This is a genomic window from Pseudoduganella ginsengisoli (genome assembly GCF_009720865.1).
Lineage (GTDB): Bacteria > Pseudomonadota > Gammaproteobacteria > Burkholderiales > Burkholderiaceae_D > Rugamonas > Rugamonas ginsengisoli.
This window is the reverse complement of the sequence record NZ_WNLA01000008.1, coordinates 16,501-43,004: the sequence shown is the minus strand read 5'-3', so window position 1 is coordinate 43,004 and position 26,504 is coordinate 16,501. Positions and strand designations below refer to the sequence as shown.

The 26,504-nt window shown below is 59.7% G+C and carries 23 protein-coding genes and 3 tRNA genes; 7 read left to right on the top strand and 19 right to left on the bottom strand.

What is annotated here, in order from left to right; all coding sequences use genetic code 11:
- Positions 1 to 50: 50 nt before the first annotated feature.
- A complete protein-coding gene (locus tag GM668_RS13795) occupies positions 51 to 1,433 on the bottom strand; it encodes a sensor histidine kinase (RefSeq protein WP_155439546.1) in 1,383 nt (460 codons plus the stop codon).
- The gene (locus GM668_RS13790; RefSeq protein ID WP_155439545.1) at positions 1,426 to 2,112 is read right to left on the bottom strand and encodes a response regulator transcription factor; all 687 of its coding nucleotides are present in this window, start codon (positions 2,110 to 2,112) and stop codon (positions 1,426 to 1,428) included. Before GM668_RS13790 ends, GM668_RS13795 begins: the two co-directional genes overlap by 8 nt.
- Before the next feature lie 158 nt (positions 2,113 to 2,270).
- Between GM668_RS13790 and GM668_RS13785 the strand changes: the two genes are divergently transcribed.
- A complete protein-coding gene (locus tag GM668_RS13785; protein ID WP_155439544.1) occupies positions 2,271 to 4,337 on the top strand; it encodes a methyl-accepting chemotaxis protein in 2,067 nt (688 codons plus the stop codon).
- 290 nt (positions 4,338 to 4,627) lie between these two features.
- Positions 4,628 to 5,386: a Crp/Fnr family transcriptional regulator gene (locus GM668_RS13780; protein WP_229499318.1), complete on the top strand. Its 759-nt coding sequence runs from the start codon at positions 4,628 to 4,630 to the stop codon at positions 5,384 to 5,386.
- On the opposite strand, the gene GM668_RS13775 is transcribed toward GM668_RS13780, so the two are convergent.
- From GM668_RS13775 to GM668_RS13715, 13 genes are all read right to left on the bottom strand, one after another.
- A complete protein-coding gene (locus GM668_RS13775; RefSeq protein ID WP_155439542.1) occupies positions 5,283 to 6,815 on the bottom strand; it encodes a CHASE3 domain-containing protein in 1,533 nt (510 codons plus the stop codon). The two genes, GM668_RS13780 and GM668_RS13775, sit on opposite strands and share 104 nt — an antisense overlap.
- Positions 6,816 to 7,019: 204 nt before the next feature.
- A complete protein-coding gene (locus tag GM668_RS13770; RefSeq protein ID WP_154378648.1) occupies positions 7,020 to 7,652 on the bottom strand; it encodes a response regulator in 633 nt (210 codons plus the stop codon).
- A 191-nt stretch (positions 7,653 to 7,843) separates the two neighbouring features.
- Entirely contained in the window at positions 7,844 to 8,248 is a 405-nt protein-coding gene (locus GM668_RS13765) for a MerR family transcriptional regulator (RefSeq protein ID WP_155439541.1), read from the bottom strand.
- A 13-nt stretch (positions 8,249 to 8,261) separates the two neighbouring features.
- On the bottom strand, positions 8,262 to 8,609 hold the full coding sequence (locus GM668_RS13760) for an integration host factor subunit alpha (protein WP_155439540.1): 348 nt from the start codon (positions 8,607 to 8,609) through the stop codon (positions 8,262 to 8,264).
- 158 nt (positions 8,610 to 8,767) lie between these two features.
- Positions 8,768 to 11,206 carry a phenylalanine--tRNA ligase subunit beta gene (gene pheT / locus GM668_RS13755; protein WP_155439539.1) on the bottom strand — a complete coding sequence of 813 codons (2,439 nt, stop codon included), beginning with the start codon at positions 11,204 to 11,206 and terminating at the stop codon, positions 8,768 to 8,770.
- A gap of 118 nt (positions 11,207 to 11,324) precedes the next feature.
- Positions 11,325 to 12,341 (bottom strand): phenylalanine--tRNA ligase subunit alpha, encoded by a 1,017-nt coding sequence (pheS, locus tag GM668_RS13750; protein ID WP_155439538.1) that lies wholly within the window; start codon positions 12,339 to 12,341, stop codon positions 11,325 to 11,327.
- A gap of 140 nt (positions 12,342 to 12,481) precedes the next feature.
- Positions 12,482 to 12,841, bottom strand: a complete 360-nt coding sequence (gene rplT / locus GM668_RS13745) for a 50S ribosomal protein L20 (protein WP_155439537.1) — start codon at positions 12,839 to 12,841, stop codon at positions 12,482 to 12,484.
- A 25-nt stretch (positions 12,842 to 12,866) separates the two neighbouring features.
- The gene (gene rpmI / locus GM668_RS13740) at positions 12,867 to 13,064 is read right to left on the bottom strand and encodes a 50S ribosomal protein L35 (RefSeq protein WP_056156036.1); all 198 of its coding nucleotides are present in this window, start codon (positions 13,062 to 13,064) and stop codon (positions 12,867 to 12,869) included.
- A gap of 211 nt (positions 13,065 to 13,275) precedes the next feature.
- On the bottom strand, positions 13,276 to 13,797 hold the full coding sequence (gene infC / locus GM668_RS13735) for a translation initiation factor IF-3 (protein WP_371868705.1): 522 nt from the start codon (positions 13,795 to 13,797) through the stop codon (positions 13,276 to 13,278).
- Between the two features lie 51 nt (positions 13,798 to 13,848).
- Positions 13,849 to 15,756, bottom strand: a complete 1,908-nt coding sequence (gene thrS / locus GM668_RS13730; RefSeq protein WP_155439535.1) for a threonine--tRNA ligase — start codon at positions 15,754 to 15,756, stop codon at positions 13,849 to 13,851.
- Positions 15,757 to 15,962: 206 nt separating this feature from the next.
- A tRNA-Val gene (locus tag GM668_RS13725) sits at positions 15,963 to 16,039 on the bottom strand.
- A gap of 33 nt (positions 16,040 to 16,072) precedes the next feature.
- Positions 16,073 to 16,149 (bottom strand) — tRNA-Val (locus GM668_RS13720).
- 61 nt (positions 16,150 to 16,210) lie between these two features.
- Positions 16,211 to 16,287, bottom strand: a tRNA-Val gene (locus GM668_RS13715).
- 121 nt (positions 16,288 to 16,408) lie between these two features.
- Here GM668_RS13715 and GM668_RS13710 point away from each other — a divergent pair.
- From GM668_RS13710 to GM668_RS13700, 3 genes are all read left to right on the top strand, one after another.
- Positions 16,409 to 16,864 (top strand): cache domain-containing protein, encoded by a 456-nt coding sequence (locus tag GM668_RS13710; protein ID WP_155439534.1) that lies wholly within the window; start codon positions 16,409 to 16,411, stop codon positions 16,862 to 16,864.
- A 4-nt stretch (positions 16,865 to 16,868) separates the two neighbouring features.
- Positions 16,869 to 17,774 carry a cation diffusion facilitator family transporter gene (locus GM668_RS13705; protein WP_155439533.1) on the top strand — a complete coding sequence of 302 codons (906 nt, stop codon included), beginning with the start codon at positions 16,869 to 16,871 and terminating at the stop codon, positions 17,772 to 17,774.
- A gap of 92 nt (positions 17,775 to 17,866) precedes the next feature.
- Positions 17,867 to 19,531 carry a methyl-accepting chemotaxis protein gene (locus GM668_RS13700; protein WP_170305635.1) on the top strand — a complete coding sequence of 555 codons (1,665 nt, stop codon included), beginning with the start codon at positions 17,867 to 17,869 and terminating at the stop codon, positions 19,529 to 19,531.
- Positions 19,532 to 19,753: 222 nt separating this feature from the next.
- Here the strand turns inward: GM668_RS13700 and GM668_RS13695 are convergent, their stop codons facing one another.
- From GM668_RS13695 to GM668_RS13685, 3 genes are all read right to left on the bottom strand, one after another.
- On the bottom strand, positions 19,754 to 22,003 hold the full coding sequence (locus GM668_RS13695; RefSeq protein WP_155439531.1) for a RelA/SpoT family protein: 2,250 nt from the start codon (positions 22,001 to 22,003) through the stop codon (positions 19,754 to 19,756).
- A 118-nt stretch (positions 22,004 to 22,121) separates the two neighbouring features.
- The gene (locus GM668_RS13690) at positions 22,122 to 22,475 is read right to left on the bottom strand and encodes a RidA family protein (protein ID WP_155439530.1); all 354 of its coding nucleotides are present in this window, start codon (positions 22,473 to 22,475) and stop codon (positions 22,122 to 22,124) included.
- Positions 22,476 to 22,493: 18 nt separating this feature from the next.
- Positions 22,494 to 23,387 carry an alpha/beta fold hydrolase gene (locus tag GM668_RS13685; RefSeq protein WP_155439529.1) on the bottom strand — a complete coding sequence of 298 codons (894 nt, stop codon included), beginning with the start codon at positions 23,385 to 23,387 and terminating at the stop codon, positions 22,494 to 22,496.
- A gap of 100 nt (positions 23,388 to 23,487) precedes the next feature.
- Between GM668_RS13685 and GM668_RS13680 the strand changes: the two genes are divergently transcribed.
- A complete protein-coding gene (locus GM668_RS13680) occupies positions 23,488 to 24,279 on the top strand; it encodes a 3-hydroxybutyrate dehydrogenase (RefSeq protein ID WP_155439528.1) in 792 nt (263 codons plus the stop codon).
- Between the two features lie 137 nt (positions 24,280 to 24,416).
- Positions 24,417 to 25,724 (top strand): dicarboxylate/amino acid:cation symporter, encoded by a 1,308-nt coding sequence (locus GM668_RS13675; RefSeq protein WP_155439527.1) that lies wholly within the window; start codon positions 24,417 to 24,419, stop codon positions 25,722 to 25,724.
- Between the two features lie 125 nt (positions 25,725 to 25,849).
- On the opposite strand, the gene GM668_RS13670 is transcribed toward GM668_RS13675, so the two are convergent.
- Positions 25,850 to 26,500, bottom strand: coding sequence for a CoA transferase subunit B (locus tag GM668_RS13670; protein WP_155439526.1), 651 nt, complete (start codon positions 26,498 to 26,500; stop codon positions 25,850 to 25,852).
- Positions 26,501 to 26,504 lie beyond the last annotated feature (4 nt).

Sequence of the window (26,504 nt, the reverse complement as noted above, 5' to 3'; positions counted from 1 at the left end):
GGCGCCAGGCTTGCTGTGCAAACCTGGCGCCGGCATGAGCTGAAGGCAGATTACGCGGAGGCCGGAAAGCGCACAGTGAACAACGCGCCCACACCCTGCGCACCGGTGCCGACCGCGACGGTGGCGCCATGCACGGCCGCGATGTCGCGCACAATGGCCAATCCCAGGCCATTGCCCGTCAACTTGCTGTCCAGCCGCACGTGGCGGTCAAACACGGCGCTGCGCAATGGCGGCGGGATACCGGGACCCGAATCTTCCACTTCCAGCACACTGCCCTGCTCCGGGCTTTGCCGGCAGCGCACCGTCACCATGCCGTGCTCCGGCGTATAGCGCAGCGCATTGTCAATCAGGTTATCGATCAAGTCACGCAGCAGGAAACGCTCGCCCAGCACGGCGGCCGGTTCCAGTTCAAAGCCCAGGTCGATGTGCTTGCGGGCCGCCTGCTCGACAAATTGCTGCACGCATTCCCCCACCAGTGCATCGAGCTGCATTGGCGCCAGCACGGATTTTTCCAGGTGGCCGGATTCGGCACGGGCCAGCGCCAGCAATTGCTTGCTCTGGCGCGCCATGCGCTCGGTGGCGGACAGCATCAGCGCCACCGTGTGCGCTGTTTCCGGATCACGGTGCCGCTGCGCCAGCCACTCCAGTTGCGCCTGCAAGCCCGCCAGCGGCGTGCGCAGTTGGTGCGCCGCGTCGGCAAGGAAATCCTGCTGCGCCTGCGCCGCGCTTTCCACGCGCGCCAGCAAGCCGTTAAACGCCAGCACCACGGGCTCCAGTTCATACGGCACGCCTTCCGGCGGAATCGGCTCCAGGTCGTCGCGGCTGCGCGCATTCAAATGGCTGCGCATGCGGTCCAGCGGGCGCAAGCCATTGGTGACGGACAGCCATGCCAGGCCGATACTGCCCACGGTCGCCACGACGCCCAGCGCCAGCAGCGCGCGCAATGCCGTCTGCCGGATCTGCGCACGCATGCGCACGGTTTTCGCCACGCCGATGACAGCCTCGCGCTGTCCCCGGCTGACGCGCAACGCGGCAATGCGCACCGGTTCGCCGCCGGCCACACCATCATACGCGATGGGCACGCCCACCTTGGGCGGCTTGCGCAATGGCGGAAAATCACGGTCCCCGGCCACCTGTGCACTGCCGTCGCGTACGGCAAACGCCACACGGTCGATATCGCCGCTGCGCAGCACTTGCTCGGCTTGCGGCGGCAAATCCATGCGCCACGCGCCATCCTTTACGTCGAGCCGCGCGCCCAGCGCACTGGCCGCATCAAACAAATTCTGGTCATACGCCATTTGCGCCGGCAGCCACGCCAGCAAATACGTCAGCACCCCGGCAATCAGGCTGATCAACACGAACGGGCCGATCAGGCAAGTCATCAGCCGCAGGCGGATGCTTCCCGGGCGCAGTGCGGCAGGCGCGTCACGCATGGGACGCCGTGGCCGGTTCCAGCATGTAGCCAAAGCCGCGGATGGTGCGGATCGTGATGCCCGCATCGGCAATTTTCAGGCGCAGGCGCGAGATATACACTTCCACCGCGTTCAATGTCATGTCGTCGCCGAACGGCAGGATGGCGTCAATGATTTGCTGCTTCGATACGACGCGCGAACCATGCTGCAGCAAGTATTCCAGCACGGCCCACTCACGGGCGGATAAATCGATCACGCGCTCGCCAATGCGGGCGCGGCGCGCCACCGCATCCAGCGCCAGCGCGCCCATGGCCAGCACTTGCGGCTTGGGCGCGTGGCGGCGCGCCAGCGCCCGCACGCGCGCCACCAGTTCCGGCATGGCAAACGGCTTCACCAGGTAATCGTCCGCTCCCAGTTCCAGGCCCCGCACACGGTCTTCGACGGCATCGCGCGCCGTCAGCAGCAAGACCGGCGTGGCGGCGCCCCGGGCGCGCATGCGGCGCACCACTTCAAAGCCATCGATGCCGGGCAAGCCGATATCGAGCACGACAACAGCGATGCCATCGCCTTCCGGCGTGGCCAGCACCGCATCGGCATCGGTACCGTTTTTCAGCACGTCGACCGCCATCCCGTGTCCCGTCAGGATACGGTGCAGGCCATCGGCCAGGACGGCGTCGTCTTCCACTACCAATACGTGCATCGGCTGCCTTTCAAACGGGGGTATGGCCACTATAGAGTCCGCAGGCGAACCGGGCAAGCGGAGGAATTTAGCCTCGCTTTTGTGACAATAGTTTCATCAAGTTGTCACATACGACGGGCATTATTGCATGGCGGAAATTTTATTCGACTGAGATCAAGATGAAAACGTTAATCCAGCCAGCCATCGCTTTAATGCAACGCTTGCGCCTGTTCCCTAAATTTACACTCGTTACGCTGGTATTCCTGTTGCCTTTGCTGATGGTCACCACTTTGCTGATGGCCGAACTGAACAAATCCATCGCCGTCACGGGCAGCGAACAGCGTGGCGTGGCCTACCTGCAGCAAGTACATGACATCACCCGCCTCGTGCAGCAGCACCGCGCGATCGAGCGCTTGCGCCTGGCAGCGCACCAAGCTGCCGATGGCGCACCATTGCGCACCCAGGCTGAAGAACGCATCAAACGGCTCGATGCATGGCAAGCCAATGCGGCCGGCCTGTCCGTAATGCCGGAATGGGCGGCAGTGCGCCAATCGTGGAGTACGCTGGCGGAACGCCAGGCCAACGGCGCATCGGACGCCAAGGACAGCATGCAGTTGCACGCCATGCTGATCACGCAGCTGGGCAAACTCGCGACAGCCGTGGCCGACCGCTCCAGCCTGAGCCTGGACCCGCAAGTGCAAACGTATTACTTGATTGCCGCGTTCACCCGCACACTGCCGGACATCGCTGAAGACTTGTCCGTGATTGCCGCCCGTGGCGGCGCGTATATCGACAGCGGCTTGTTCGAAGCCAATGAAGACCAGGTGGTCAATGCAACGGCCATGATTGCCCGCCACAACCTGGAGCGCCTGCCCAGCCAGGCAGCCGCCATGCTGCAGCACAATCCGGAATTGAAAGCCGCGCTGCAATCGCACGGGGCAGCCACCAATAACGCGCTCGCCTTCCTGGAGCGCACGAAAAGCGAAGTGACAAATTCGTACGATCAGACTTCCGGCAAGGAATTTTCCAGCGCCGGCAATGCCGCCATCGATGGCTTGTATGCGTTCGGCGGCGCCTGCGCGAAAGCACTGGACCAGTTGCTGGCGGAGCGGATGGCCGGCGCCCAGTTGCGCCGCAACCTGATGCTGGCCGGTGTGCTGGCGGCCATTGCCATGGCAGCGTTCCTGTTTGCCGGTTTTTACCTGTCCTTCTCGCGCGACGTGGGCGCGTTGAACCACGCCGTGCGCGCCGCCGCGGCGGGCGACTTGACGCAAGCCGTTGCCTCGCCCGCGCGCGATGAAATCGGCGCCCTTGTCAATGCCTTTGGCGGCATGACGGATGCGCTGGCCACCCTGGTCGGCGATATCCGCAGCGGCGCCGGCCGCATTGCCAGCGGCGCAGATGCACTGGCCGGCGGTAATACGGCGTTGTCCGGCCACACGGTATCGCAGGCGGAAGACTTGTCGGCAACCGCCGCCTCGATGCGCGCATTGACGGCAAACGTGCAGCGCAACGCGGCCCATGCGGCAAATGGCCGCAAGCTGGTCCAATCGGCGTCCGACATTGCCCACCAAGGCGGCGACAAGGTGGCGGCCGTGGCCGGCACCATGGCTGCCATCCGCGCCAGCTCCGACCAGATCCGTGACATCACCGGCGTCATCGACGGCATCGCGTTTCAGACCAATATCCTGGCGCTCAATGCCGCCGTAGAAGCCGCCCGCGCCGGCGAGGCGGGACGGGGCTTTGCCGTCGTGGCCAGCGAAGTGCGCTCGCTGGCGCAGCGCTCCGCATCGGCTGCCAAAGAAATCAAGGCGCTGATAGACGATTCCGTATCCCGCGTGGAAGCAGGCCATGCGCAGGCCGATGCAGCGGGCGTGACAATGGAACAAGTGCTGCAGTCCGTGCAACAGACAGCAGCCATCATTGCGCAAATCAGTGAAGCGGAAGCGGCGCAGCGGCAGCAAATCGAACAAGTGGACCGCGCCTTGGCCCGTATCGATGACATGACACGGCAAAACGGTGCGCTGGTGCTGCAGGCTTCCGCCGGGGCGGACAGCTTGCATGAAGAAGCCGTGCAACTGGGCACAGCCGTCAGCCGCTTCCGTCTGGACCATGGACATGAGCACGACGCGGAGGCCGCGCCCGCTGCGCTCGCCCATGACGGCCGCTGGCCAACTGTTGCTCAGCCACATGAATGGAGTGCGAACAAGCCCAGCATGGTGTCGCGCAAGCGCTTGCAGGGCTAGTTGAACAACATTCCGCTGGACAAACTTTCCGTAGGAATAAACTTACAAAGCGCCATGCTCCAAGCCTACACGGGTGCGGAGAACCGTCTTATGTTCGTAACCTACACAAGAACTTAAAGTACTAACAACGCAATCGATAAAGTGGGAACGAGAACAGAAGTCCCACCTGGTGTCCATATCACTGGTCCATATCACTGGCGTCGCATTGCAATCATGTACTTAAGCTTGTGAGGAAAAAAATGAACAGCACTCAACTTGACAGCGACAGCGGCACGCCACCCGTGGCCCGGATGGACCCCGACTCGCCGGAATTCAAAGTTGCGTCCCGGCCTGTCGTCAGTTACAGCGGCACCCAGCAAAACGAACTGCTGGCCGCCCTGCCTCGCGAAGTCCTGGAATCCCTGTTTGAACACCTCGAACTGGTTGCACTGCCATTTGGCAAAGAGTTGTTTGAGTATGGCAGCAAATTGGAAAACGTGTATTTTCCGACGACGGCAATCGTGTCGCTGCTGTATGTGATGGAAGATGGCGCCACCACGGAAATCGCCGTGGTCGGCCATGAAGGGGTGGTCGGCGTGTCGATGTTCCCCGGTGAGCGCGCCATGTGCAGCGCGGTCGTGCAAAGCGCCGGTTATGGCTACCGCCTGAAAGCGCAGGCACTGCGCGACTGCTTCAACCAGGGCGGCGCCCTGCCCCAGCTGTTAATGCGTTACAACCACGCGCTGTTTGCGCAAATGGCGCAAAACGCTGTCGGTGGCCGCCACAGTTCGATTGAACAAAAACTGTGCCGCTGGCTGCTGGACCGCCTGGACCGTTCCGCCACCAACGAGTTAAAAGTCACGCAGGAAATGATTTCCATTATGCTGGGCGTGCGGCGCGAAAGCATCACGGCCGCTGCCGGCAAGCTGCAGGACGACGGCATGATCACTTACCGCCGTGGCAATATCACTGTGCTTGATCGTGCAGGCTTGGAGCGCTACGCTGGGGAGTGCTATAAGGTGGCAAAGACGGAATATGACCGTCTGCTGGTGGACGTGGCAAGCTGCTGAGTTCCGGCGGACGGCCCGGCACCTTGGGCGGCGTGTGGCGCAGCGGAATATGCACTTCGATGCACGTACCCTGCTCATTGCGCCCGCGGCGTATCGTCAGCGTGCCGCCCAGCAGCAACGCCCGTTCACGCATCCCCAGCAAGCCATGCGACATGGGCTTGACGATGGTATTCGATTCGATGCCGATGCCATCGTCAATCACCCGCAGCGTCAATACTTCTTCCGCACATTGCAAGGTCACACTGACTGTGCTGGCCTTGGCGTATTTACGGATATTCGTCAGCGATTCCTGCACGATGCGGAACAAGGCAATGGCCAGGCTGCTGTCGCGTGATTTCGCAATGCCATCGATATGGCTGGCAATATCGGTTTCGCACGGCACGTTCGACATGCGGGTAAATTCTTCGCAATAGCTTTCAATGGCCGCGCACAAGCCCAGGTTATCGAGCAAGCTGGGGCGCAAATTCTCGATAATGCGGCGCTTCATTTCCACCGTATCGACCAGGGTGGCGCGGGCGCGCTTCAATTGCTGCGCCAAATCATCCATTGGCGGCTGCGTCCTTTGCAATTGGCCCATGACGGCTGCGATATCCATGGAAATCGACGTGAGATTCGCCCCCATTTCATCGTGCAATTCCCGCGATAGCCTGACTTTTTCCTCTTCGCTGATGCTGATCAGATGGCGCGACAGCACGGACAATTGCTCGGTACGCTGTTCCACCGTGGATTCCAGGTTTTCATTGGCAGCCTGCAACGCCTGCTCGGCGGCAGCGCGGTTCATGAAACTGCGCCGCACTTGCTGGTAGAACGCGATCAATACAATGATGGCGACGGCATTGATGCCCATGCCCAGCACAATCGCCTTGTGGTATTCGTTATAAAACGCTTCGCTGCGCTTTTTCAGCATTTCATTTTGTTCCTGCACCATGATGACCACCTGCAGGCGGATTTCATCCATGGCGGAACGCTCATCGCTGACTTTTGCGATGTTGACGATTTCTTCCAGGCCGCCGTGGCGGTACACGTCGATGGCTTGCGCCATCAGCGCCAGCTTGCGCCGCACGAGGGAACGCAATTGCGCGAGGTTTTTCAGCTGGACGGGATTTTCCGCCAACAGTTTTTCCAGTTCCGCGAATTCCGCTTCCGTTTCAGCCGTCACCGTGCGCGTCGGCCCCAGGTACGTTTCCCGGCCGGACGTAAAATACCCCCGCATGCTGCTTTCCGCATCGAGCACCAGCACGTTCAGGTATTGCAGCCGCTCCGCCACGCGCGACGTTTGCGCCAGTTGCGCGTTCGCGCCCCGCAACGACTGCAAGTTCAGGTACAGGCTGAAGCCATTGGCGATCAGAATCAATGCACATGTGATGCACAGAATCGTCTTGTAGATGGGCAGCTTGTGTTGCGGCGCTCTGTCGACTGTGAAATACATCCTGGTTCATTTCCTTCGCTGGTTAACCCAGCATAGCTGGCCAATTATAGACCGTGCGGAAATTTGCCGCAGCGCACAACTTTCTACGGTGCGCAGGATTTGCAGGTAGGAAAATTGAAGAAAGTTCGGAGGTGTTATCAAGAATGCATCGAGCGTTGCCGGAAGATTCAGCAACGCAGGCGGCGTGGCGCCGCCTCCGGTGCATTATTCCAGCAAATTGTTTTTCATCGCGTAATACGTCAAGTCACTGTTCGACTGCAAGCCCATCTTTTCCATGATCCGGGTACGGTACGTGCTGACGGTTTTAATACTGAGCGACAGCGCCACGCCGATATCCGACACGGTCGCGCCGCGCGCCAGGCGCAAGAACACCTGGAATTCACGGTCGGACAATTCCGTGTGCGGCGCCGTATTGGGGTCGCGGTCAAAGCTTTGCGCCAGCAATTCGCCCACTTGCGAGCTGACGTAACGGCGGCCCTGGTGTACCGTGCGCACGGCCGTCATCAATTCTTCTGCTTCACATTCTTTATTCAGATAGCCATTGGCGCCCATTTTGAACAGGTTCAGCGCATATTGCTGCGCCGGATAGCCGGACAAAATCAGCACAGGCAAGTCTGGCTGGCCTTGGCGGATGGTACGCAGCGTATCAACGCCGGACTGGTCCGGCATGGCGATATCGAGCAGCAGCACGTCGCAAATTTCGCGGCGTGCAATGTCCAACGCTTCGCGGCCGGTGCTGCCTTCGGCAACGACGGAAAATTCATCCGAAGATGAAAAAATCTGCTTGAAGCCGGCCCTAACTATCTGATGATCGTCACATATGGCAACGCGTATCATTGTTTTCCTCGTGTCTTCCTCGCATGGGAGAAACCCACACTGCCGACGACTTTTGCTATCAAAATAGTAACATTAATATTGTATCACTGCTATTTTACACTTCTGAGCCGTGCGGTGGAGGTTCTATTGGTACCTGGCCCTGACCAACCAGGCATAAAAAAAAGACGCACAGGCGCCTTTCTTGGTTCACGCTATTTCAGCAATTCCAGAATCGCCAGCAATTCCTTGCGCACCATTGCCCGGTCGATCGGCGGTGGCTGCACGGGCTGCGGCTCTCGGCCCATGGCTTCATCATACTCCGCATGGACGGCGGCAGCGCCCCGGCTATCGAGTTTATTACGGGCGCCACTGATCGTGAAACCCTGTTCATATAACAATTCCCGTATACGCCGTATCAACAATACTTCATGGTGCTGATAATAGCGCCGGTTGCCGCGCCGTTTGACGGGTTTTAGCTGCGTGAATTCCTGCTCCCAATAGCGCAGCACATGCGGCTTAACGCCGCACAGCTCGCTCACCTCGCCGATCGTGAAATACCGCTTGGCCGGGATGGGCGGCAACGCCGCCGGATCAGACTTGCCGAGACGATCGTTCATGGGTGGCACTCAATTAAGCGGCACGGGCCAGCGAGTTGCTTTCTTCGACCATACCTTTCAGCTTTTGGCTGGCATGGAAGGTCACCACACGGCGTGCCGTGATAGGAATTTCTTCGCCGGTTTTCGGATTGCGGCCAGGACGCTGCGGCTTGTCGCGCAGCTGGAAATTGCCGAACCCGGACAATTTGACGGCCTCGCCCCGCTCCAACGCATTGCGGATTTCGTCAAAGAAGGTCTCGACCATGTCTTTGGCTTCGCGCTTATTCAAGCCAACTTGCTCAAACAGCAGTTCCGCCAGCTCCGCCTTGGTCAAGGTCGGCATGTCTTTTTCCGCCTCTTTGCGCACTTTGGCGGACAGCATGGCGCTGTGCAGCTCCGCATCCAGGGCGGACTGGAGTACGTTGTTGTCGACGTCGTTGTTGTTAATTTTGCTGCCTCTAATCGTTGCGTAAAAATTGCGCCGCCCTGCATGCGGCCAGGCGGCGCAGCGGCAGGTTCATCGAACCCGCCCTACGTGTTTCAAGCGCGTGGTTTTGCTGCGTGTTTTTCAACTGCGGCAGCCGTTACAGCCGCCATCACAGCATCTACCACATCGTCTTGCAGGGTGTTTTGAGTATCTTGCAAGCTAAAGCGGAAAGCAAGCGATTTTTCATCCGCCTCCAACCCTTTGCCGCGATATTCGTCAAACAAAACAATGGCTTGCACGAGCTTGCCATTTGGATTTACTTGCAATGCGGAATTAAACGCATCCAGCAAAGCCTGCGCCGGCACGCTGTGCTTGACCACCAGCGCCAGGTCGCGCGTTGCGCCCGGGAACTTGGAGATCTCGCTATATTTTGGCACGTCGCGTTGCTGCAAGGCAATAGCATCCACCTCGAACACGACCGGCGCATTCGGCAAGTCATACTTTTGCAGCCAGCGCGGATGCAGTTCGCCGATGAAGCCGATGACTTTGCCGTCCAGTTCCACGTTGGCGGAACGGCCCGGGTGCAGCGCCGGGTGTGCTGCCTTGGTAAAACGCAGCTGCTTCGGTGCGAACAAGTGTTCCAGGTCCGCTTTCACGTCGAAGAAGTCGACGTTGCGGGTATCCATGCCCCACTGCTCATCGGCCACCGGACCATACGCCAGCGACGCCACGCGCTGCGGCTGGTCGTAGCCGGCCACGGTCAGCGGGCCGTCGGCCACTTGCGCATCACGCTTGAAAATGGCGCCCACTTCGAACACGCGCACGCGGCTGGCTTTGCGGTTCAAGTTGTAGCGCACGTTGGCAATCAGGCCGCCAATCAGGTTCGAGCGCATCACGCTCATCTGGCTGGCGATCGGATTTTGCAGCTTGATCGGGTTGTCATTGCCGGCAAAATCCAGTTCCCACTGCGATTCCACGAAGCTCATGTTGACGACTTCCTGGTAACCCAGGTCAGCCAGCTGGTGGCGCACGGCAAAGATGGAGCGGGTGTTTTCCGGCGCCAGCTTCATCGTGTTGGGCGCCACCGGGGCCACTGCTGGGATGTTTTCAAAGCCATACACGCGCGCCACTTCTTCGATCAAATCTTCTTCGATTTCAATGTCGAAACGGTACGACGGCGCCGTCACCGAGAACACTGCCCCGTTCGGGCCGTTTTCCAAAGTGAACGGCAGCGCCAGGCGCTTGAAGATGTCGGCGATAACTTCATCCGTCAGCGGTACGCCGATGACTTTCTGCGCGCGGGCCGTACGCATCTGCACGGCCTTAGGCTGCGGCAGGTTGACGATCTGGTCATCGATGGCGCCCACTTTCGTGTTGGGCGTGCCGCAGATTTCCACGATCAGCGATGTCAAACGCTCCAGGTGTTCCGGGATCGTCGCGTAATCCACGCCGCGTTCAAAGCGGTGCGCGGCATCGGTCGAGAAGTTGTACTTGCGGGCGCGGCCCTGGATGGCTTGCGGCCACCAGAATGCCGCTTCCAGGTAAATCGCCGTGGTCTCCAGGCTGACTGCCGTGGCATCGCCGCCCATGATACCGGCCAGCGATTCCAGTTCCTTGTCGTCGGCAATCACGCCGACCCAGTCATCGACGGTAATCGTGTTGCCGTTCAACAGCTTCAAGGTTTCACCGGCTTTGCCCCAGCGCACATCCAGGCTGCCATGGATCTTGTCCATGTCGAACACGTGCGATGGGCGGCCCAGTTCCAGCATGACGTAGTTGGAAATGTCCACCAGCGCCGACACGGACCGCATGCCGCTGCGCTCGATGCGCTGCTTCATCCACTCCGGCGTGGCCGCTTTCGCATTCAAGCCACGGATCACCCGGCCAGCGAAACGGCCGCACAAATCCGGCGCCGATACCTTAACGGGCAGCTTTTCATCCAGCGTCACCGGCACGGTGCGGAAAGCAGGCTGCGTCAATGGCGAACCCGTCAGGGCCGACACTTCACGCGCCACGCCCAGCACGGACAGGCAGTCTGCCTTGTTCGGGGTCAGCTTGATGGTGAATTTCAAGTCATTGAGCGCGAAGTAGTCGCGCAAGTTCTGGCCGATCGGCGCATCATCCGGCAACTCGATCAGGCCGGAACCTTCTTCGGACAGTTTCAATTCCTTGGCCGAGCACAGCATGCCTTGCGATTCCACGCCGCGCAGCTGGCCCACCTTGATTTCAAACGGCTTGCCATCGGCGCCCGGCGGCAGCACGGCGCCAGCCATCGCGCACGCGACTTTCAAGCCCGGGCGCACGTTCGGCGCGCCGCACACGATGTTCAGCAAGGTACCGGTGCCGACGTCCACCTGGCACACATTCAGGCGGTCCGCGTTCGGGTGCTTGGCGGTTTCACGCACGTGGCCGACCACAACATTGTTGAACGGCGGCGCCACCGGCTCCACTTCTTCCACTTCCAGGCCGGACATGGTCAGCAAGTGCGCCAGTTCGTCCGACGTCATTTTCGGATCAACCAGGGTCCGGAGCCAATTTTCAGAGAATTGCATAGCTAGCTTTCATTAACTCGTCATTCCTGCGAATGCGGGAATCCATGCGTCGCCACCATGGCTGGCGGCCTATGGATCCCCGCCTGCGCGGGGATGACGATGGATGATCTTCGGTTACTCAGTTGAATTGCTTCAGGAAACGCAAGTCGCCTTCATAGAACAGGCGCAGGTCGTTGATGCCGTAACGCAGCATCGTCAAGCGCTCCAGGCCGGAGCCGAACGCGAAGCCGATGTACTTTTCCGGATCCAGGCCGAAGTTGCGCACCACGGTCGGGTGTACCTGGCCCGAACCCGACACTTCCAGCCAGCGGCCTTTCAGCGGCCCGGAACCGAATGCAATGTCGATCTCCGCCGATGGCTCCGTGAACGGGAAATACGATGGACGGAAACGCACCTGCAAGTCGTCCGTTTCAAAGAACGCTTTGACGAAGTTCAGGTACACGCCCTTCAAGTCGGCAAACGAAATGTCTTCGGCAATCCACAAGCCTTCGACCTGGTGGAACATCGGCGAGTGCGTTGCATCGCTGTCCACGCGGTAAGTGCGGCCTGGTGCGATGACCTTGATGGGCGGCTGGCTGTTGCGCGCATAACGCACCTGCATCGGCGACGTATGCGTGCGCAGCAGCAGCGGCTTGCCGGTGCTGTCGTTGCCGTCGATATAGAAGGTGTCTTGCATCGAACGGGCCGGGTGGTTTTCCGGGCTGTTCAATGCAGTGAAATTGGTCCAGTCGGTTTCGATTTCCGGGCCGCCGGCCACGTCGAATCCGATCGAGCGGAAGATCTGTTCCACGCGTTCCCACGTGCGCATTACCGGGTGGATGCCGCCGCCGGCGCGGCCGCGGCCTGGCAGGGTGACATCGATTTCCTCGGCATTCAGGCGCATCTGTAACTGCGCTTCCGCCATGGCGTCTCGGCGCGCGGTCAGCGCGGCTTCGATCTGCACTTTGGCGGCATTGATCAGGGCGCCCTGCGCTTTTTTAGCGTCCGGGTCCAGCTTGCCCAGGCCCTTCATCATTTCCGTGATCTGGCCGGTCTTGCCCAGGTATTTGGCTTTCGCGTTTTCCAGTGCGGCTGCGTCTGCGGCGGCGATAAAGTCAGCACGGGCCGAGACGACGAGTTCTTCCAGGGTGTTCATCAGCAAAATTCCTGTCTTAGAAACCAAAAACGGGGCACAGGTTCACACCTTGCCCCGCTCTCAAGCACCGTCTTGCAACGGTGCAAACCGAACGCTTCTTACTTATGGCGCCTGATACCAGAGGTGTCAGGTACCACTAATTAGCCAGCGATCTTGGCTTTAACGGTGTTAACAATCGCAGCAAATGCTGGCTTGTCAAACACAGCCATGTCGGCCAGAACTTTACGGTCCAGTTCGATGTTGGCTTTTTTCAGGCCATTCATGAACACGCTGTAGGTCACGCCATGTTCACGCGTTGCCGCGTTGATACGGGTGATCCACAGGGCGCGGAATACGCGCTTCTTGTTACGACGGTCGCGGTATGCGTACTGGCCAGCGCGCATCACTGCTTGCTTGGCAATACGGTATACCTTGCTGCGACGGCCGCGGTAACCCTTGGCCAGGTTCAGTACTTTTTTATGACGGGCACGCGCAGTAACCCCACGTTTTACTCGAGGCATAGTAGCTCCTTAAATGAGTGTGAGATTAAGCGGATGGCATCATTGCGTAGACGCGCTGAACGTCCGTCGCATCGATGTTACGGGTACCACGCAGCTGACGCTTGTTTTTGGTGGTCTTCTTGGTCAGGATGTGGCGCTTGAAAGCCATACCCGATTTAACGGTACCACCTGGACGCACGCGAAAACGCTTCTTCGCGGAGCTCTTGGTTTTCATTTTTGGCATAATGCATCTGCCCTCTCGGACAGCTCCAAAGTAACAGGATTGCAGGTGGCAACAACTATGTCGCGCTTGGGTGCCTGCTTTCACTTGTCGATGCAGCAGCCTTGCCGGCTACTACACTTTGCCCACGGTGAAGTGGACAAATTCAATACAAATTCCAGCGTCCGTTTATCTTTTCTCAAAGACAAACGTCACTGGAATCCGCGATTGTATCTTATTTTTTCTTTTTTGGGGCCAGAATCATGATCATCTGGCGGCCTTCCATCTTCGGGAATTGCTCGACCTGGCCATGCGGCTCCAGGTCAGCCTTCAGACGTTCCAGCATACGGAAGCCAATATCCTGGTGCGCCATTTCACGGCCGCGGAAACGCAGCGTGATCTTGGTTTTATCGCCATCCTCGAGGAACTTGATGAGGTTGCGCAGCTTGATATTGTAATCGCCATCATCGGTACCGGGACGGAATTTGACTTCCTTCACGGTAATGACTTTCTGCTTCAGTTTTGCTTCGTGCGCCTTCTTCTGCTCCGAATATTTGAACTTGCCGTAGTCCATCAGGCGGCAGACCGGTGGAGTCGCGTTAGGCGCGATTTCCACCAGGTCGACGTTCGCTTCTTCCGCCAGGCGGAAGGCTTCGGTCAGGCTCACGATACCGAGCGGTTCGTTATTCACGCCCGACAGACGCATTTCGGGATACGTGATTTCGCCATTGATGCGATGCTGCTTGTCAGTAGCTATTGTCTTTTCCTTCACAAATGATGAAAGGCCGGTATGCGAGTTTCCTCGGGATCAGGCTTTGGCTGCCACGTCTTGAGCAAGACGTTCAACCAGGGCATCGATGGACATCACGCCCAGATCGACATTGCCACGCGCCCGCACGGCCACAGTATTGGCATCCCGCTCCTTGTCGCCAACAACCAAAATGTATGGCATTTTTTGGACGGAATGCTCGCGTATTTTATACGTAATTTTTTCGTTCCGCAAATCAGTCTGGACGCGGAAGCCCTGTTTGCGCAGCTTGGCGGCCACATCCTGGACGTACTCGGCCTGCGCATCGGAGATGTTCAGGATCGATACCTGCACCGGCGCCAGCCACATGGGCAACGCACCCGCATAGTTTTCGATCAGGATGCCGATGAAGCGCTCCAGCGAACCGACGATGGCACGGTGCAGCATGACCGGGGTCTTGCGGCTATTGTCTTGCGCAACGTATTCCGCGCCCAGGCGGCCCGGCATGAAGAAGTCCACCTGCATGGTGCCAACCTGCCAAGGACGGCCCAGCGAATCCTTCAAGTGGTACTCGATCTTCGGACCATAGAACGCGCCCTCGCCCGGCAACTCAGTCCAGGTCACGCCGCATGCGCGCAGGCCCGAACGCAGCGCTTCTTCCGCCTCGTCCCACACGGCGTCGTCGCCGATACGGTTATCCGGACGCAGCGCCAGCTTGACGTCGATGTTTTCAAAGTGGAAGTCTTTGTACACTTCCATGGCTTGCTGGTGGAACGCCACGACTTCCGGCTCGATCTGCTCATGGGTGCAGAAAATGTGGCCGTCATCCTGGGTAAAGCCGCGCACGCGCATGATGCCGTGCAGCGCGCCCGACGGCTCGTTGCGGTGGCACTGGCCGAATTCACCATAGCGCAGCGGCAGGTCGCGGTACGAACGCAGGTCGCTGTTGAAAATCTGCACGTGGCCCGGGCAATTCATCGGCTTCAGCGCGTACGAGCGGTTTTCCGATTCCGTCACGAACATGTTTTCGCGGTAGTTTTCCCAGTGGCCGGTCTTGCCCCACAGCGAAGCGTCCAGGATTTGCGGCGCCTTGACTTCCTGGTAGCCGTTGTCCTGGTACTTCTTACGCATGTACTGTTCAACTTGCTGCCAGATGGTCCAGCCTTTCGGATGCCAGAACACGAGGCCAGGCGCCTCATCCTGGAAGTGGAAGAAGTCCAGCTGCTTGCCCAGCTTGCGGTGGTCGCGCTTTTCCGCTTCTTCCAGCATGAACAGGTATTGCTCCTGGTCTTCTTTCTTGGCCCACGCAGTGCCGTACACGCGCTGCAGCATTTCATTTTTCGAGTCGCCGCGCCAGTAAGCGCCAGCCAGCTTCATCAGCTTGAACACTTTCAGCTTGCCGGTCGATGGTACGTGCGGGCCGCGGCACAAGTCGGTGAAATTGCCTTCCGAGTACAGCGACACGTCTTCATTGGCAGGAATCGATGCAATGATTTCCGCTTTGTAGTGCTCGTTGATGGACTTGAAATATGCGACAGCCTCATCGCGCGGCAACACTTTGCGCTCGACCTTTTCATCTTTCTTTGCCAATTCCGCCATTTTCTTTTCAATCGCCACCAGGTCGTCCGGGGTGAATGGGCGCTTGTACGAGAAGTCGTAATAGAAGCCGTTTTCAATGACCGGACCGATGGTCACCTGCGCATCCGGGAACAGTTCTTTGACGGCATACGCCAGCAAGTGGGCGGTCGAGTGGCGGATGACGTCCAGCCCTTCCGGATCCTTGTCGGTCACGATAGCCAGGTCGACATCCTTGTCGATCAGGAACGACGTGTCGACGACTTTGCCATCGACTTTGCCGGCCAGGGCAGCCTTACCCAGGCTGGTGCTGATGTTGGAGGCCACCTGGGCCACCGTAACAGGGGCGTCAAATTGACGAACGGAACCATCGGGAAGACGGACTGCAACCATAATGCTCTCCAATCGGCCTGGGCCGGAAATTAAGGGTATGACGGGGTGATGAAACTAACAGACGAAAAAAAAACGCGGGCCAGCCGCGTTTTCTTTCAATTTGATAAGACGAAGAAAGCCGATCGACTAGCGTTACTTACTAACCTTGGTAGTAGTTCGCGGTGTCATAACCGGTTTGCCTTTCTCGCTCTTACATAGTTGTGGGTTGGTGGGCGGTGCAGAATTCGAATCTGCGACCCCCTGGATGTCGACCAGGTATTCTAACCAGCTGAACTAACCGCCCTTGGTACTGCTAGATAAATCTTACTACATGTTCTGGTGGGCGGTGAGGAATTCGAATCCCCGACCCCTTGGATGTCGACCAAGTATTCTAACCAGCTGAACTAACCGCCCGTTGTACTACTATTACTACTCATGCCGGATTACGCGCTGCGCGCTAATCCGGCCTACATTCTGGTGGGCGGTGCAGAATTCGAATCTGCGACCCCCTGGATGTCGACCAGGTATTCTAACCAGCTGAACTAACCGCCCGAGAGCCAGCATTATAGTGACGGAAACCTTGCCCGACAAGAGCGAAATACGCGATAGATTGTAAAAACATTGCTCAAACGTCGTATGTTATAGTCAGGAGCTATTCCAATAGCGCAACTCCATGAAATTCCTCCTCCCTATTTTTGCCGCCTTGCTACTGTCGCTGACGACAGTGAACGCCCGCGCCGCCGAACATGGCACGGCGGAAGAAGCGATTGCACTGATTAACAAAACCGCGGCATACCTGATCGATGAAGGTCCAGAAAGAACCTTTTTTGAGGTCAGCAATCCCAGGGGACGCTTTACGTACCGCGACTTGTATGTCGTGATTTACGATTTGCAGGGCAGGATCATGGCGCATGGCATGACGCCCCGGCTGGTCGGCTTGAACGCCATGGAATACCGGGACGACGATGACAAGCAATTTGTGCGTGAAATGATCGAGCGCGCCGCCAAAGGGCAAACCGGGCCCGTCGACTATAAGTGGGTACACCCGCAAACCCAGCGTTTGCACGCGAAGTCGGCTTACTTCCGCCAGGTGGGCTTGTACGTGATTACTGCCGGCATTTATAAGTAAGCCCATGTCCGGCACTCCCGACTCCACGCACCTGCACGCCCACCTCGATGGCGATGCGCATTACCAGCACCAGTCCGGCAAGCGCAGCCTGACGACCTTGACCCTCGCGCTGGCATTGACGTTGGGCTTTGCCGGCGTTGAAGCCATCTCCGGCTTTTTGTCCGGGTCGCTGGCGCTGGTGTCCGATGCGGGGCACATGCTGACGGATGCCGCCTCGCTGGCGCTGGCCCTGTTTGCCCAGCACATGACGCGCCGGCCGCCGTCGGAGCGCTACTCGTTCGGCTATGGCCGCGCGGAAGCGTTGGCGGCGTTCGTCAATGGCCTGGCCATGCTGGCGGTCGTCGCCTGGATCATCATTGAAGCGGCACAGCGGCTGATGGCGCCACACCCGGTTCAAGGGGCCGCCGTCATGGCGGTGGCCCTGATCGGGTTGCTGATCAACGTGGCCGTGGCGTGGATCTTGTCGCGCGACCAGGACAGCATGAATGCGCGGGCCGCACTGGTGCATGTGCTGGGCGACTTGCTGGGCTCGGTTGCCGCGCTGGCGGCGGGCGCCATCATTTATTTCACCGGCTGGATGCAGGCCGACCCGCTGCTGTCCGTGCTGGTGGCGCTGTTGATTTTGAAGTCCACGTTCGCCATCTTGCGCGAGTCGTACCACCACTTGATGGAAGGTGTGCCGGAACAGCTTGATTACGTGGCAGTCGGCGCCGACATTGAAATGATCAACGGCGTGGCGTCGGTACACGATCTGCACGTGTGGGCCATGTCGCCGGGCCAGCCCGCTTTGATCGGCCACGTGCGCATCTGCGACATGGCCGCATGGCCGCGCATCCTTGAAGAGATCCGCGCCATGCTGCTGGCGACGCATGGCATCGATCACGTCACCTTGCAGCCGGAACCCGCCTGAGCCGCACTGTCTCCGGTACGCATTACTACTTAGATGCAAGGCAGCAATGCCATGCTACGCTAGCCTCTTCGACAACGCGCAGGGGCGTCACTGTGAAGATCCGCGATTTGAAGGTTGGAACCCGGTTGGCATGGGGCTTTGGCGTCGTCCTGGCGTTACTGCTGGCAATCAGCACCATCGGCCACTGGCGCCTGCAAACCATGGGTGACCTGATCATCCGCATGCGCGACGAAGGCATGGCCAAGGAACGGCTGGCGTCCGAATGGCACAGCCTGACCCACGTCAATGGCGCGCGCACCATCGGCTTGAATTCCAGCACGGATGCCCGCGAGCGCCAGCGGATCCAGCAGCAAATCGACCAGGCCAGCCAGCGCATCGGGGTAGTTCAGCAGCAGTTGGAAAGCATGATCAACAGTGACGGCGAACGTACGCTCTATGCCGATATCGGCAGCCGCCGCAATGCTTACCGCCAGGCGCGCAGCGCCGTGTTTGCCGCCAAAGACCGCGGCGACGCCGCCGCGGCAACCCGGCTGGCGGCGGAGCAGCTGGACCCGGCGCTGGACGCCTACCTGGCCGCCATCAACAGCTTGAAACAGCGGCAGACCAGCTACATCGAAACGCTGTCGAAGCAGGCCGAGCAACAGTATCGGACCGGCCAGGCTTTGCTGCAGCTGCTCAGCGCAGCGGCGCTGCTGGCCGGCGCCGTGTTTGCGTGGTGGATTGCACGCTCGATTGCGCGCCCGATCCAGCATGCCGTGCGCATTGCCCAATCGGTTGCCACTGGCGACTTGAGCACGCCAATTGCCGTGCACTCGGCGGACGAGACGGGCCAGTTGATGCAGGCATTGAAAGACATGAGCGCCAGCCTGGCCTCGATCGTGCAGCAGGTGCGCAACGGCGCCGACACCATCGCTTCCGCATCCGGCCAGATGGCGGTCGGCAGCGGCGACCTGGCCGCGCGCACCGAACAGCAGGCCACGGCGCTGGAAGAAACCGCCGGCGCGATGACTGAACTGGTGGCCGCAGTCAAACGCAACGCCCTGCACTCGCGCCAGGCCGACCAGTTGACGCAGGAAGCGGCCAACGCCGCCAGCGAGGGCGGCGCAGTCATGACGGAAGTGGTGGACATCATGGCGTCCATGAACGGCGCGTCACGCCAAATCGTGGAAATCATCGCCGTCATCGACGGCATCGCGTTCCAGACCAATATCCTGGCATTGAACGCCGCCGTGGAAGCGGCCCGCGCCGGCGAACAGGGACGGGGCTTTGCCGTGGTAGCGTCGGAAGTGCGTTCACTGGCGCAGCGCAGCGCCGCCGCCGCCAAGGAAATCAAGGCGCTGATCGACGCGTCCGTGTCGCAGGTTGACGTGGGCAGCCAGCGCGTCGAACATGCTGGCGCCACCATGAACAACATCGTCGCCCGCATCGGCGAAGTCACCGCCATCATGGGAGACATCACGCACGCCAGCCAGGAACAAAGCAGCGGTATCGAACAGGTCAACCAGACAGTGGCGGCAATGGACAGCGTCACGCAGCAAAATGCCGCCCTGGCGGAAGAAGCCGCCGCCACGGTCGCATCCCTGCACGACCAGGCCGATCAACTGGCACAACTGGTCAGCGTCTTTACCTTGCCGGCCGCCGCATCAACACCTGTCCTGGCCGTGTTCGACGGGCCGGCATCGCCGCAGGCCAAACCGCAAGACCGGGCTCACCGCGCAGCTGCCTACTCGCCGCGCCGCCATGGCAGATCCACCTGAAAATCCGGCACACTGACACTGCCTTCACTCTCTTTCATATCAAACCAGCAAGGCAACGCGGCCAGTCAAACCACTGAACCAGCAATCCGCACTGGAAGCCATGCTGGCCAAGCACGGCTTGCCGTGCCTGCCACCATATTGCGCAGCGAAAGGCAAGAAAAAATAAACCGCCACAGGCCGGGACCGAATACTGATCAATCCCGGCCCATCCCGGCCAGTGCGTCAGCCGCGGCGCGCTTCCAGCACGCCCGGCACTTCGGCTATCGCGGCCAGCGCCTTTTGCAGGTGCGCGGTGGAATTGATTTCCGCCGTAAACGTCATGCGCGCCTGCCCTTTCGCGCTTTGCGTATTGACGCCGATCACATTCAGCTTTTCACGCGAAAACACTTCGGAGATATCGCGCAACAAACCCTGGCGGTCGCCTGCCAGCACGAAAATGCCGACCGGGTACACCGTGTCGGACACGCCGCGCCCCCATTCCGTGACGATCACCCGCTCCGGCGCCTTGGCGCGCATTTCCGCAAAGTTTTTGCAACTGGCGCGGTGGATCGACACGCCCTTGCCGCGCGTGACAAACCCAATGATGGGGTCCGGCGGCGCCGGTTTGCAGCATTTGGCCAGCTGCGTCATCAAGCCGTCGGTGCCGACCACCAGCACACCCGACTTGGCGCCCTGCTCCACGCTCGACGCCCGGCTCTTGCCAATCAATACTTCATCGACGGGACCGGTAGGCTCGACCGTGTCGTGCAGCGCTTGTTCCACATGGCGCAGGCTGAATTCTTCCTTGCCGACCGATAAGAACAATTCATCGACCTTGGAAAAGCCCAGCTTGGCAGCCAGCGCTTCCAGGTTGACAGCGGTTTTACCCTCGCGCTGCAAACTCTTTTCCACCAGCGCGCGGCCGTGCGACAACGTTTCCTGCATGTCGATCGCATGGAACCATGCCCGCACCTTGGAGCGGGTACGGTTGCTGGCCGTATAGCCTGGACTGAGCCAGTCGCGCGATGGCCCAGCCGAGCCGGGCGCGCCTTTGGCGGTGATGATTTCCACCGTCTGCCCGGTCTTCAGCTGGGTATTTAACGGCACCATGACGCCATCGACTTTGGCGCCACGGCAGCGGTGGCCGACGTCGCTGTGCAAGTGGTACGCGAAGTCAATCGGCGTGGCGCCGACCGGCAATTCCAGCACGCGCGCCTGTGGCGTCAGCACATAAATGCGGTCGTCCAGCGACGCGGATTTCAGCTTTTCCACCCACTCGCGCTGGACTTCTTCTTTTTCCACCACGTGTTCCGCCACATCGGATTTCCACGCCAGCAACTGGCGCAGCCACGCGATTTTTTCATCGTATTTCTGGCCCTGGAAATTCGAGCCGCCCGCTTCCTTGTAGCGCCAGTGCGCGGCCACGCCATATTCGGCAAACTGGTGCATTTCCTGCGTGCGGATTTGCACTTCCAGCGGGCGGCCGTCATCGGCCGTCACGACGGTATGCAGCGAGCGGTAGCCGTTTTGCTTCGGACGGGAAATGTAATCGTCAAATTCCTTGGGGATCGGCGTCCAGATGTTATGGACCACGCCGAGCACGGTATAGCACGTCTTGATATCCGACACGATCACGCGGAATGCGCGCACGTCGTACAGTTCCGTGAAATCCAGTTCCTTGCCGCGCATCTTGCTCCAGATCGAGTAGATGTGTTTCGGACGCCCGAACACTTCCGCGGCAATCCCGGCGGCGGCCAATTCTTTTTGCAAGCGCTCAATCGATGCGGACACGAACGTTTCGCGCAGCATGCGCTTTTCTTCCAGCATCTTGGCAATGCGTTTATACGTTTCCGGCTCAATGAAACGGAACGATAAATCTTCCAGTTCCCACTTCAATTGCCAGATGCCGAGGCGGTTGGCCAGCGGCGCGTAATAATCGAGGGTTTCGCGCCCATACGCGCGCGTGACGTCGTCAAAACGCTTGATGTCGGCAAAGTAGCGCAGCGACGTCAGGCACGACGCGAGGCGCACCAGCACCACGCGCATGTCGGTGGCCATGGCCAGCAACATCTTGCGCAGCGTTTCCACTTGCGCAACGGCTTGCTGCGACGCGTTCTTGCCACGGCCCAGGCCGCCGGACGGCTGGTTTTGCGTGAGTTCGCGCATGCGCAGCAATTGGCGCACGCTGTTGACCAGCTCCGCCACGTGTTCGCCATACATGGTTTCGATGCGGGGCGCCATCGCGGGCTCCAGCAGCGTCAGCTCGAACATCATGCCGGCAATGCGGGAATCCGCGTCCGTATTCAGGAAAGCCAGCGTGCTGGCCACGCCGACGGCGAAATCCACCGCAGGCTGGCCACTGGCGCACACTTTGTCGCCATACAATTCGCTGGCCTGATCAAGCGCCGCCAGCACGCGCGCTCCTTCGTCGGACGACAAGCCTTGTACCAGCTGGTCCGACGTTGCGCTGTTCAGCGCTGCGATAGAAACCATGAAACCTCTTGCTTACTGTATTGCTGCGGCCGGGAAGTGACGCTCACATGGCCGGGCCGTTCGCTGCAGGGCGGCGGCGCCGCAAGCGCCAGCGCCGTCCACCCTCCCTACGCCAGGATTACGCCTGGGCGGCAGTGACCACCATTTCAACCAGCCACTTAGGATCGGCCAGCTTGGCTTGCACGGTCGCGCGTGGCGGCGTTGCGCCTGGCACGACCCACTCTTCCCACACGGCGTTCAGCGCAGGGAACAGGGCCAGGTCGGTGATGTAGATCTGGGTCATCAGGATGCGCGACTTGTCGCTGCCGGCTTCAGCCAGCAGTTTGTCGATGCTTTCCAGCACTTCGCGGGTCTGGCCCGTGATGTCGGCGTCTGGGTTACCAGCTGCAACTTGGCCGGCCAGGTACACGGTGCCATTGTGAATAGCGGCTTCGGACAGGCGCTTGCCTACGTGCAGTCGTTTGATTTCCATTATTTCAGTTCTTTCGTTTTATGAGTTAAGTAAAAAATTCCGTGCGATGGCGATCTGGTCGTCATGCAGGAAGGTCGGAGCATGACCGACGTCCGGTATCTCCACCAGCGTGGCTTTTGGCCCCCGCTGCGTCATGTTTTCCGCTGTCGCGCGCGACAGCAAGTCGGATTGGGCGCCCCGCACCAGCAATGTAGGACAGCGGATCGCGTCATACGCAGCCCACAAGGCTGCCTGGTCCGCTTCCGCGGTTTCTACCGTCGTGGAACGGAATGGCTGCGCCAGGCCCAGGTCATAGTGGCGCGTCCACTGGCCGTCGGCGTCCTGCACCAGCACGTCGGCCGCCAGTTTGTGCCATTCTTCATCCGTATGCGGGCCGAAGGTCAGCGAAATATCGCGCACGAATTTCGCAGCCATGTCAAAGGTAGGGAAACGCACGTCCTGGCCAATGTAATCGCCAATGCGCTGCAGCGCCGCGCCATCGAGCGTCGGGCCGATATCGTTGAGCACCAGGCGGCTGATGGGTGAATCCGGCAGCGAGGCCAGCCCCATGCCGATCAAGCCGCCCATCGACGTGCCGAACCAGTGCACATCCTTGCGGCCCGTATGGCCCGAAGTGTACCCGGTCACGGCGGCAATCAACGTCACCATGTCGGCAACGTACTGCGGCAAGCGGTACAGCTGAGGATTGAGCAAACGGCCGGAACGGCCACGGCCCACGACGTCCGGGCACACGACGCGGTACCGGTCCGCCAGCGCGCGCGCCAGGTTGTCGAAATCGTCCGATACGCGGGTCACGCCGTGCACGCACACCAGCACCTGCGGATTATCCGGATCGCCCCACTCTTTGTAGGCCATCTGGTGCAAGCCGCTCGGGGAGATGCATTGCACAGACTTTATTTTCGCTTCAAGCATGCCCATTCCTTTTTTTCAATGCGACATTTTACAGGGTTACACGTAAAATCCTAAACCAGTGTAGCTCAGGCCTTTCCCTATAGACAACTTAAGGATATACATGACTTCTTTCCTCAAAGGCAAGACCGCACTGGTAACCGGCTCGACGTCCGGCATCGGACTGGGCATGGCCCGTTCGCTGGCTGCGGAAGGCGCCAACATCATCTTCAACGGCTTCGGCGATACCAATGAAATCGCCCAGCTGCAACACGCCACCGCCAGGGAATTTGGCGTGCAAACGGCGTACCACAATGCCGACATGGCGAAATCACCGGAAATCGAAGCACTGTTCGCGTTTGCCGCCGACCGCTTTGGCGGCATCGATATCCTCGTCAATAACGCCGGCATCCAGCACGTGGCCAATGTGGAAGATTTTCCGGTCGAAAAATGGGACTCGATTATCGCCATTAACCTGACGTCGGCGTTCCACACGTCGCGCCTGGCCCTGCCCTACATGCGCAAGAAAAACTGGGGCCGCATCATCAACCTGGCGTCCGCGCACGGCCTCGTGGGTTCGGCCGGCAAGTCCGCGTACGTGGCAGCCAAACACGGCCTGGTCGGCCTGACCAAGGTGACGGCGCTGGAAACCGCGCAAACCGGCGTCACGTGCAATGCGATTTGCCCGGGCTTCGTGCTGACGCCGCTGGTGCAAAAGCAAGTCGATACGCGTGCCTTGAAGGAAGGCTTGACCAACGAAGAAGCGAAAAAAGCCTTGTTGGCCGATAAGCAGCCATCTGGCGAATTCGTCACGCCGGAAGAACTGGGCGCGCTGGCTGTTTTCCTGTGCACGGATGCGGCCAAGCAAGTGCGCGGTGTGGCGTGGAATATGGACGGCGGCTGGGTCGCCCAGTAAGCGCTTCCCTGCATGGCGGCAGCGCTGATGCCGCCATGCGCACTAAGTACTAACCGCATGCGGGAATTCCACAATAGCTGGCCTGACCGCATTAGCGCAAGATCGCTCTCATCAAAGACAAATGGGGGGAGACGATCATGGCTGCTAAAAAACCGTTTTACAAAATCCTGTACGTACAGGTGCTGTTCGCCATCGCGGCGGGCGTGCTGATGGGCATGTACATGCCGACTGACGCTGTCGCCATGAAACCGCTGGGCGATGGCTTCATCAAGCTGATCAAAATGATCATTGCACCCGTGATTTTCTGCACCGTGGTTGCCGGTATTGCCGGTATGCAGGACGTCAAGAAAATCGGCCGCGTCGGCGGTAAAGCACTGCTGTACTTCGAAGTCGTGTCCACCATCGCGCTGGTGATCGGCCTGATTGTCGCCAACGTGTTGCGTCCAGGCGACGGCTTCAATGCCGATCCGCATACGCTTGACACCAAAGCCATCGCGCAATATACGGAAAAAGCCAAAGCACAGACCACGGTGGACTTCGTGATGAATATCATCCCGAACACCTTCGTTGATGCGTTTGCCAAAGGCGATATCCTGCAAGTGCTGCTGATTGCCATCCTGTTTGGCTTTGCCCTGTCGCTGATGGGCGAGCGCGGCAAACCCGTCACGAAATTCATTGATGACATTGCCCACGTGATCTTCGGCATGGTCAATATCGTCATGAAGGCAGCGCCGATCGGTGCGTTCGGCGCCATGGCCTTCACCATCGGCAAATACGGTATCGCGTCGCTGAAGCCGCTGGCAGCCCTGATGGGTTCGTTCTACCTGACTTGCTTCCTGTTTGTATTCGTCGTGCTGGGCGTGATTGCCAAGATGACGGGCTTCTCGATTGTCCGCTTCATTTCGTACATCAAGGAAGAATTGCTGATCGTGCTGGGCACCAGCTCGTCGGAGAGCGCCCTGCCTTCGCTGATGCGCAAACTGGAAAAACTGGGCTGCTCGAAATCCGTCGTCGGTCTGGTGGTGCCAACCGGCTACTCGTTCAACCTGGACGGCACCAACATTTACATGACGATGGCCGCCCTGTTCGTTGCCCAGGCCACCAACACGGAACTGACCCTGGCGCAGGAATTGACGATCCTGGGCGTGGCCATGCTGACTTCCAAAGGCGCCTCCGGCATTACCGGCGCCGGCTTCATCACCCTGGCGGCAACCCTGGCTGTGGTGCCGACGATTCCAGTGGCCGGCATGGCGCTGATCCTCGGTATCGACCGCTTCATGAGCGAATGCCGCGCCCTGACCAACTTCGTCGGCAACGGCGTGGCGACGGTGGTGGTGTCGAAGTGGGAAAAAGAGCTGGATGTCGCAACCATGCAGGCTGAATTGGCCAACCCGTCCCTGGCTGACGACGCGGCAGGCACGGCGCCGGCAGCAAAGGCAGCATGAAGTAGCCGCCTGCATACTATCCTTGTAATTCTTGACGGCACGCTACGGCGTGCCGTTTTTTTTTGCCAGCGCGGAGAAAAAACGGCGCGGCAAAGATGCCGCGCCGCCTGGTCTTGCGGGGAAAATTACAGTGCGGAGAAGTCCAGCTCGACGCCGGTGGCGGCAGCGATTTGTTCACGCGTCACGCCAGGCGCCAGTTCCGTGACTTTCAAGCCCGATGGCGTCACTTCCATCACGCCCAGGTCGGTAATCACCAGGTCCACCACGCCCACGCCGGTGAGCGGCAAGTCGCACTGCTTCAACAGTTTATGGGACGTGGTGCCGTCCTTGGCCGTCGCCACGTGTTCCATCAGCACCACGACTTTCTTGACGCCGGCCACCAGGTCCATGGCGCCACCCATGCCTTTGACCATCTTGCCTGGAATCATCCAGTTGGCCAGGTCGCCTTTTTCCGACACTTGCATGGCGCCCAGGATGGCCAGGTTGATCTTGCCGCCGCGGATCATGCCGAACGAATCAGCCGAGCTGAAGTACGCGGCGCCCGGCAGCGCCGTCACGGTCTGCTTGCCCGCATTGATCAAGTCCGCATCGACCTGGTCATCGGTCGGGAACGGGCCAATGCCCAGCAAACCGTTTTCCGACTGCAGGAACACTTCGATATCGGACGGCACATAGTTGGCCACCAGCGTCGGCAAGCCGATGCCCAGGTTCACATAAAAACCGTCCTGCAATTCTTTCGCTGCGCGTGCAGCCATTTGGTCACGAGTCCATGCCATGTTT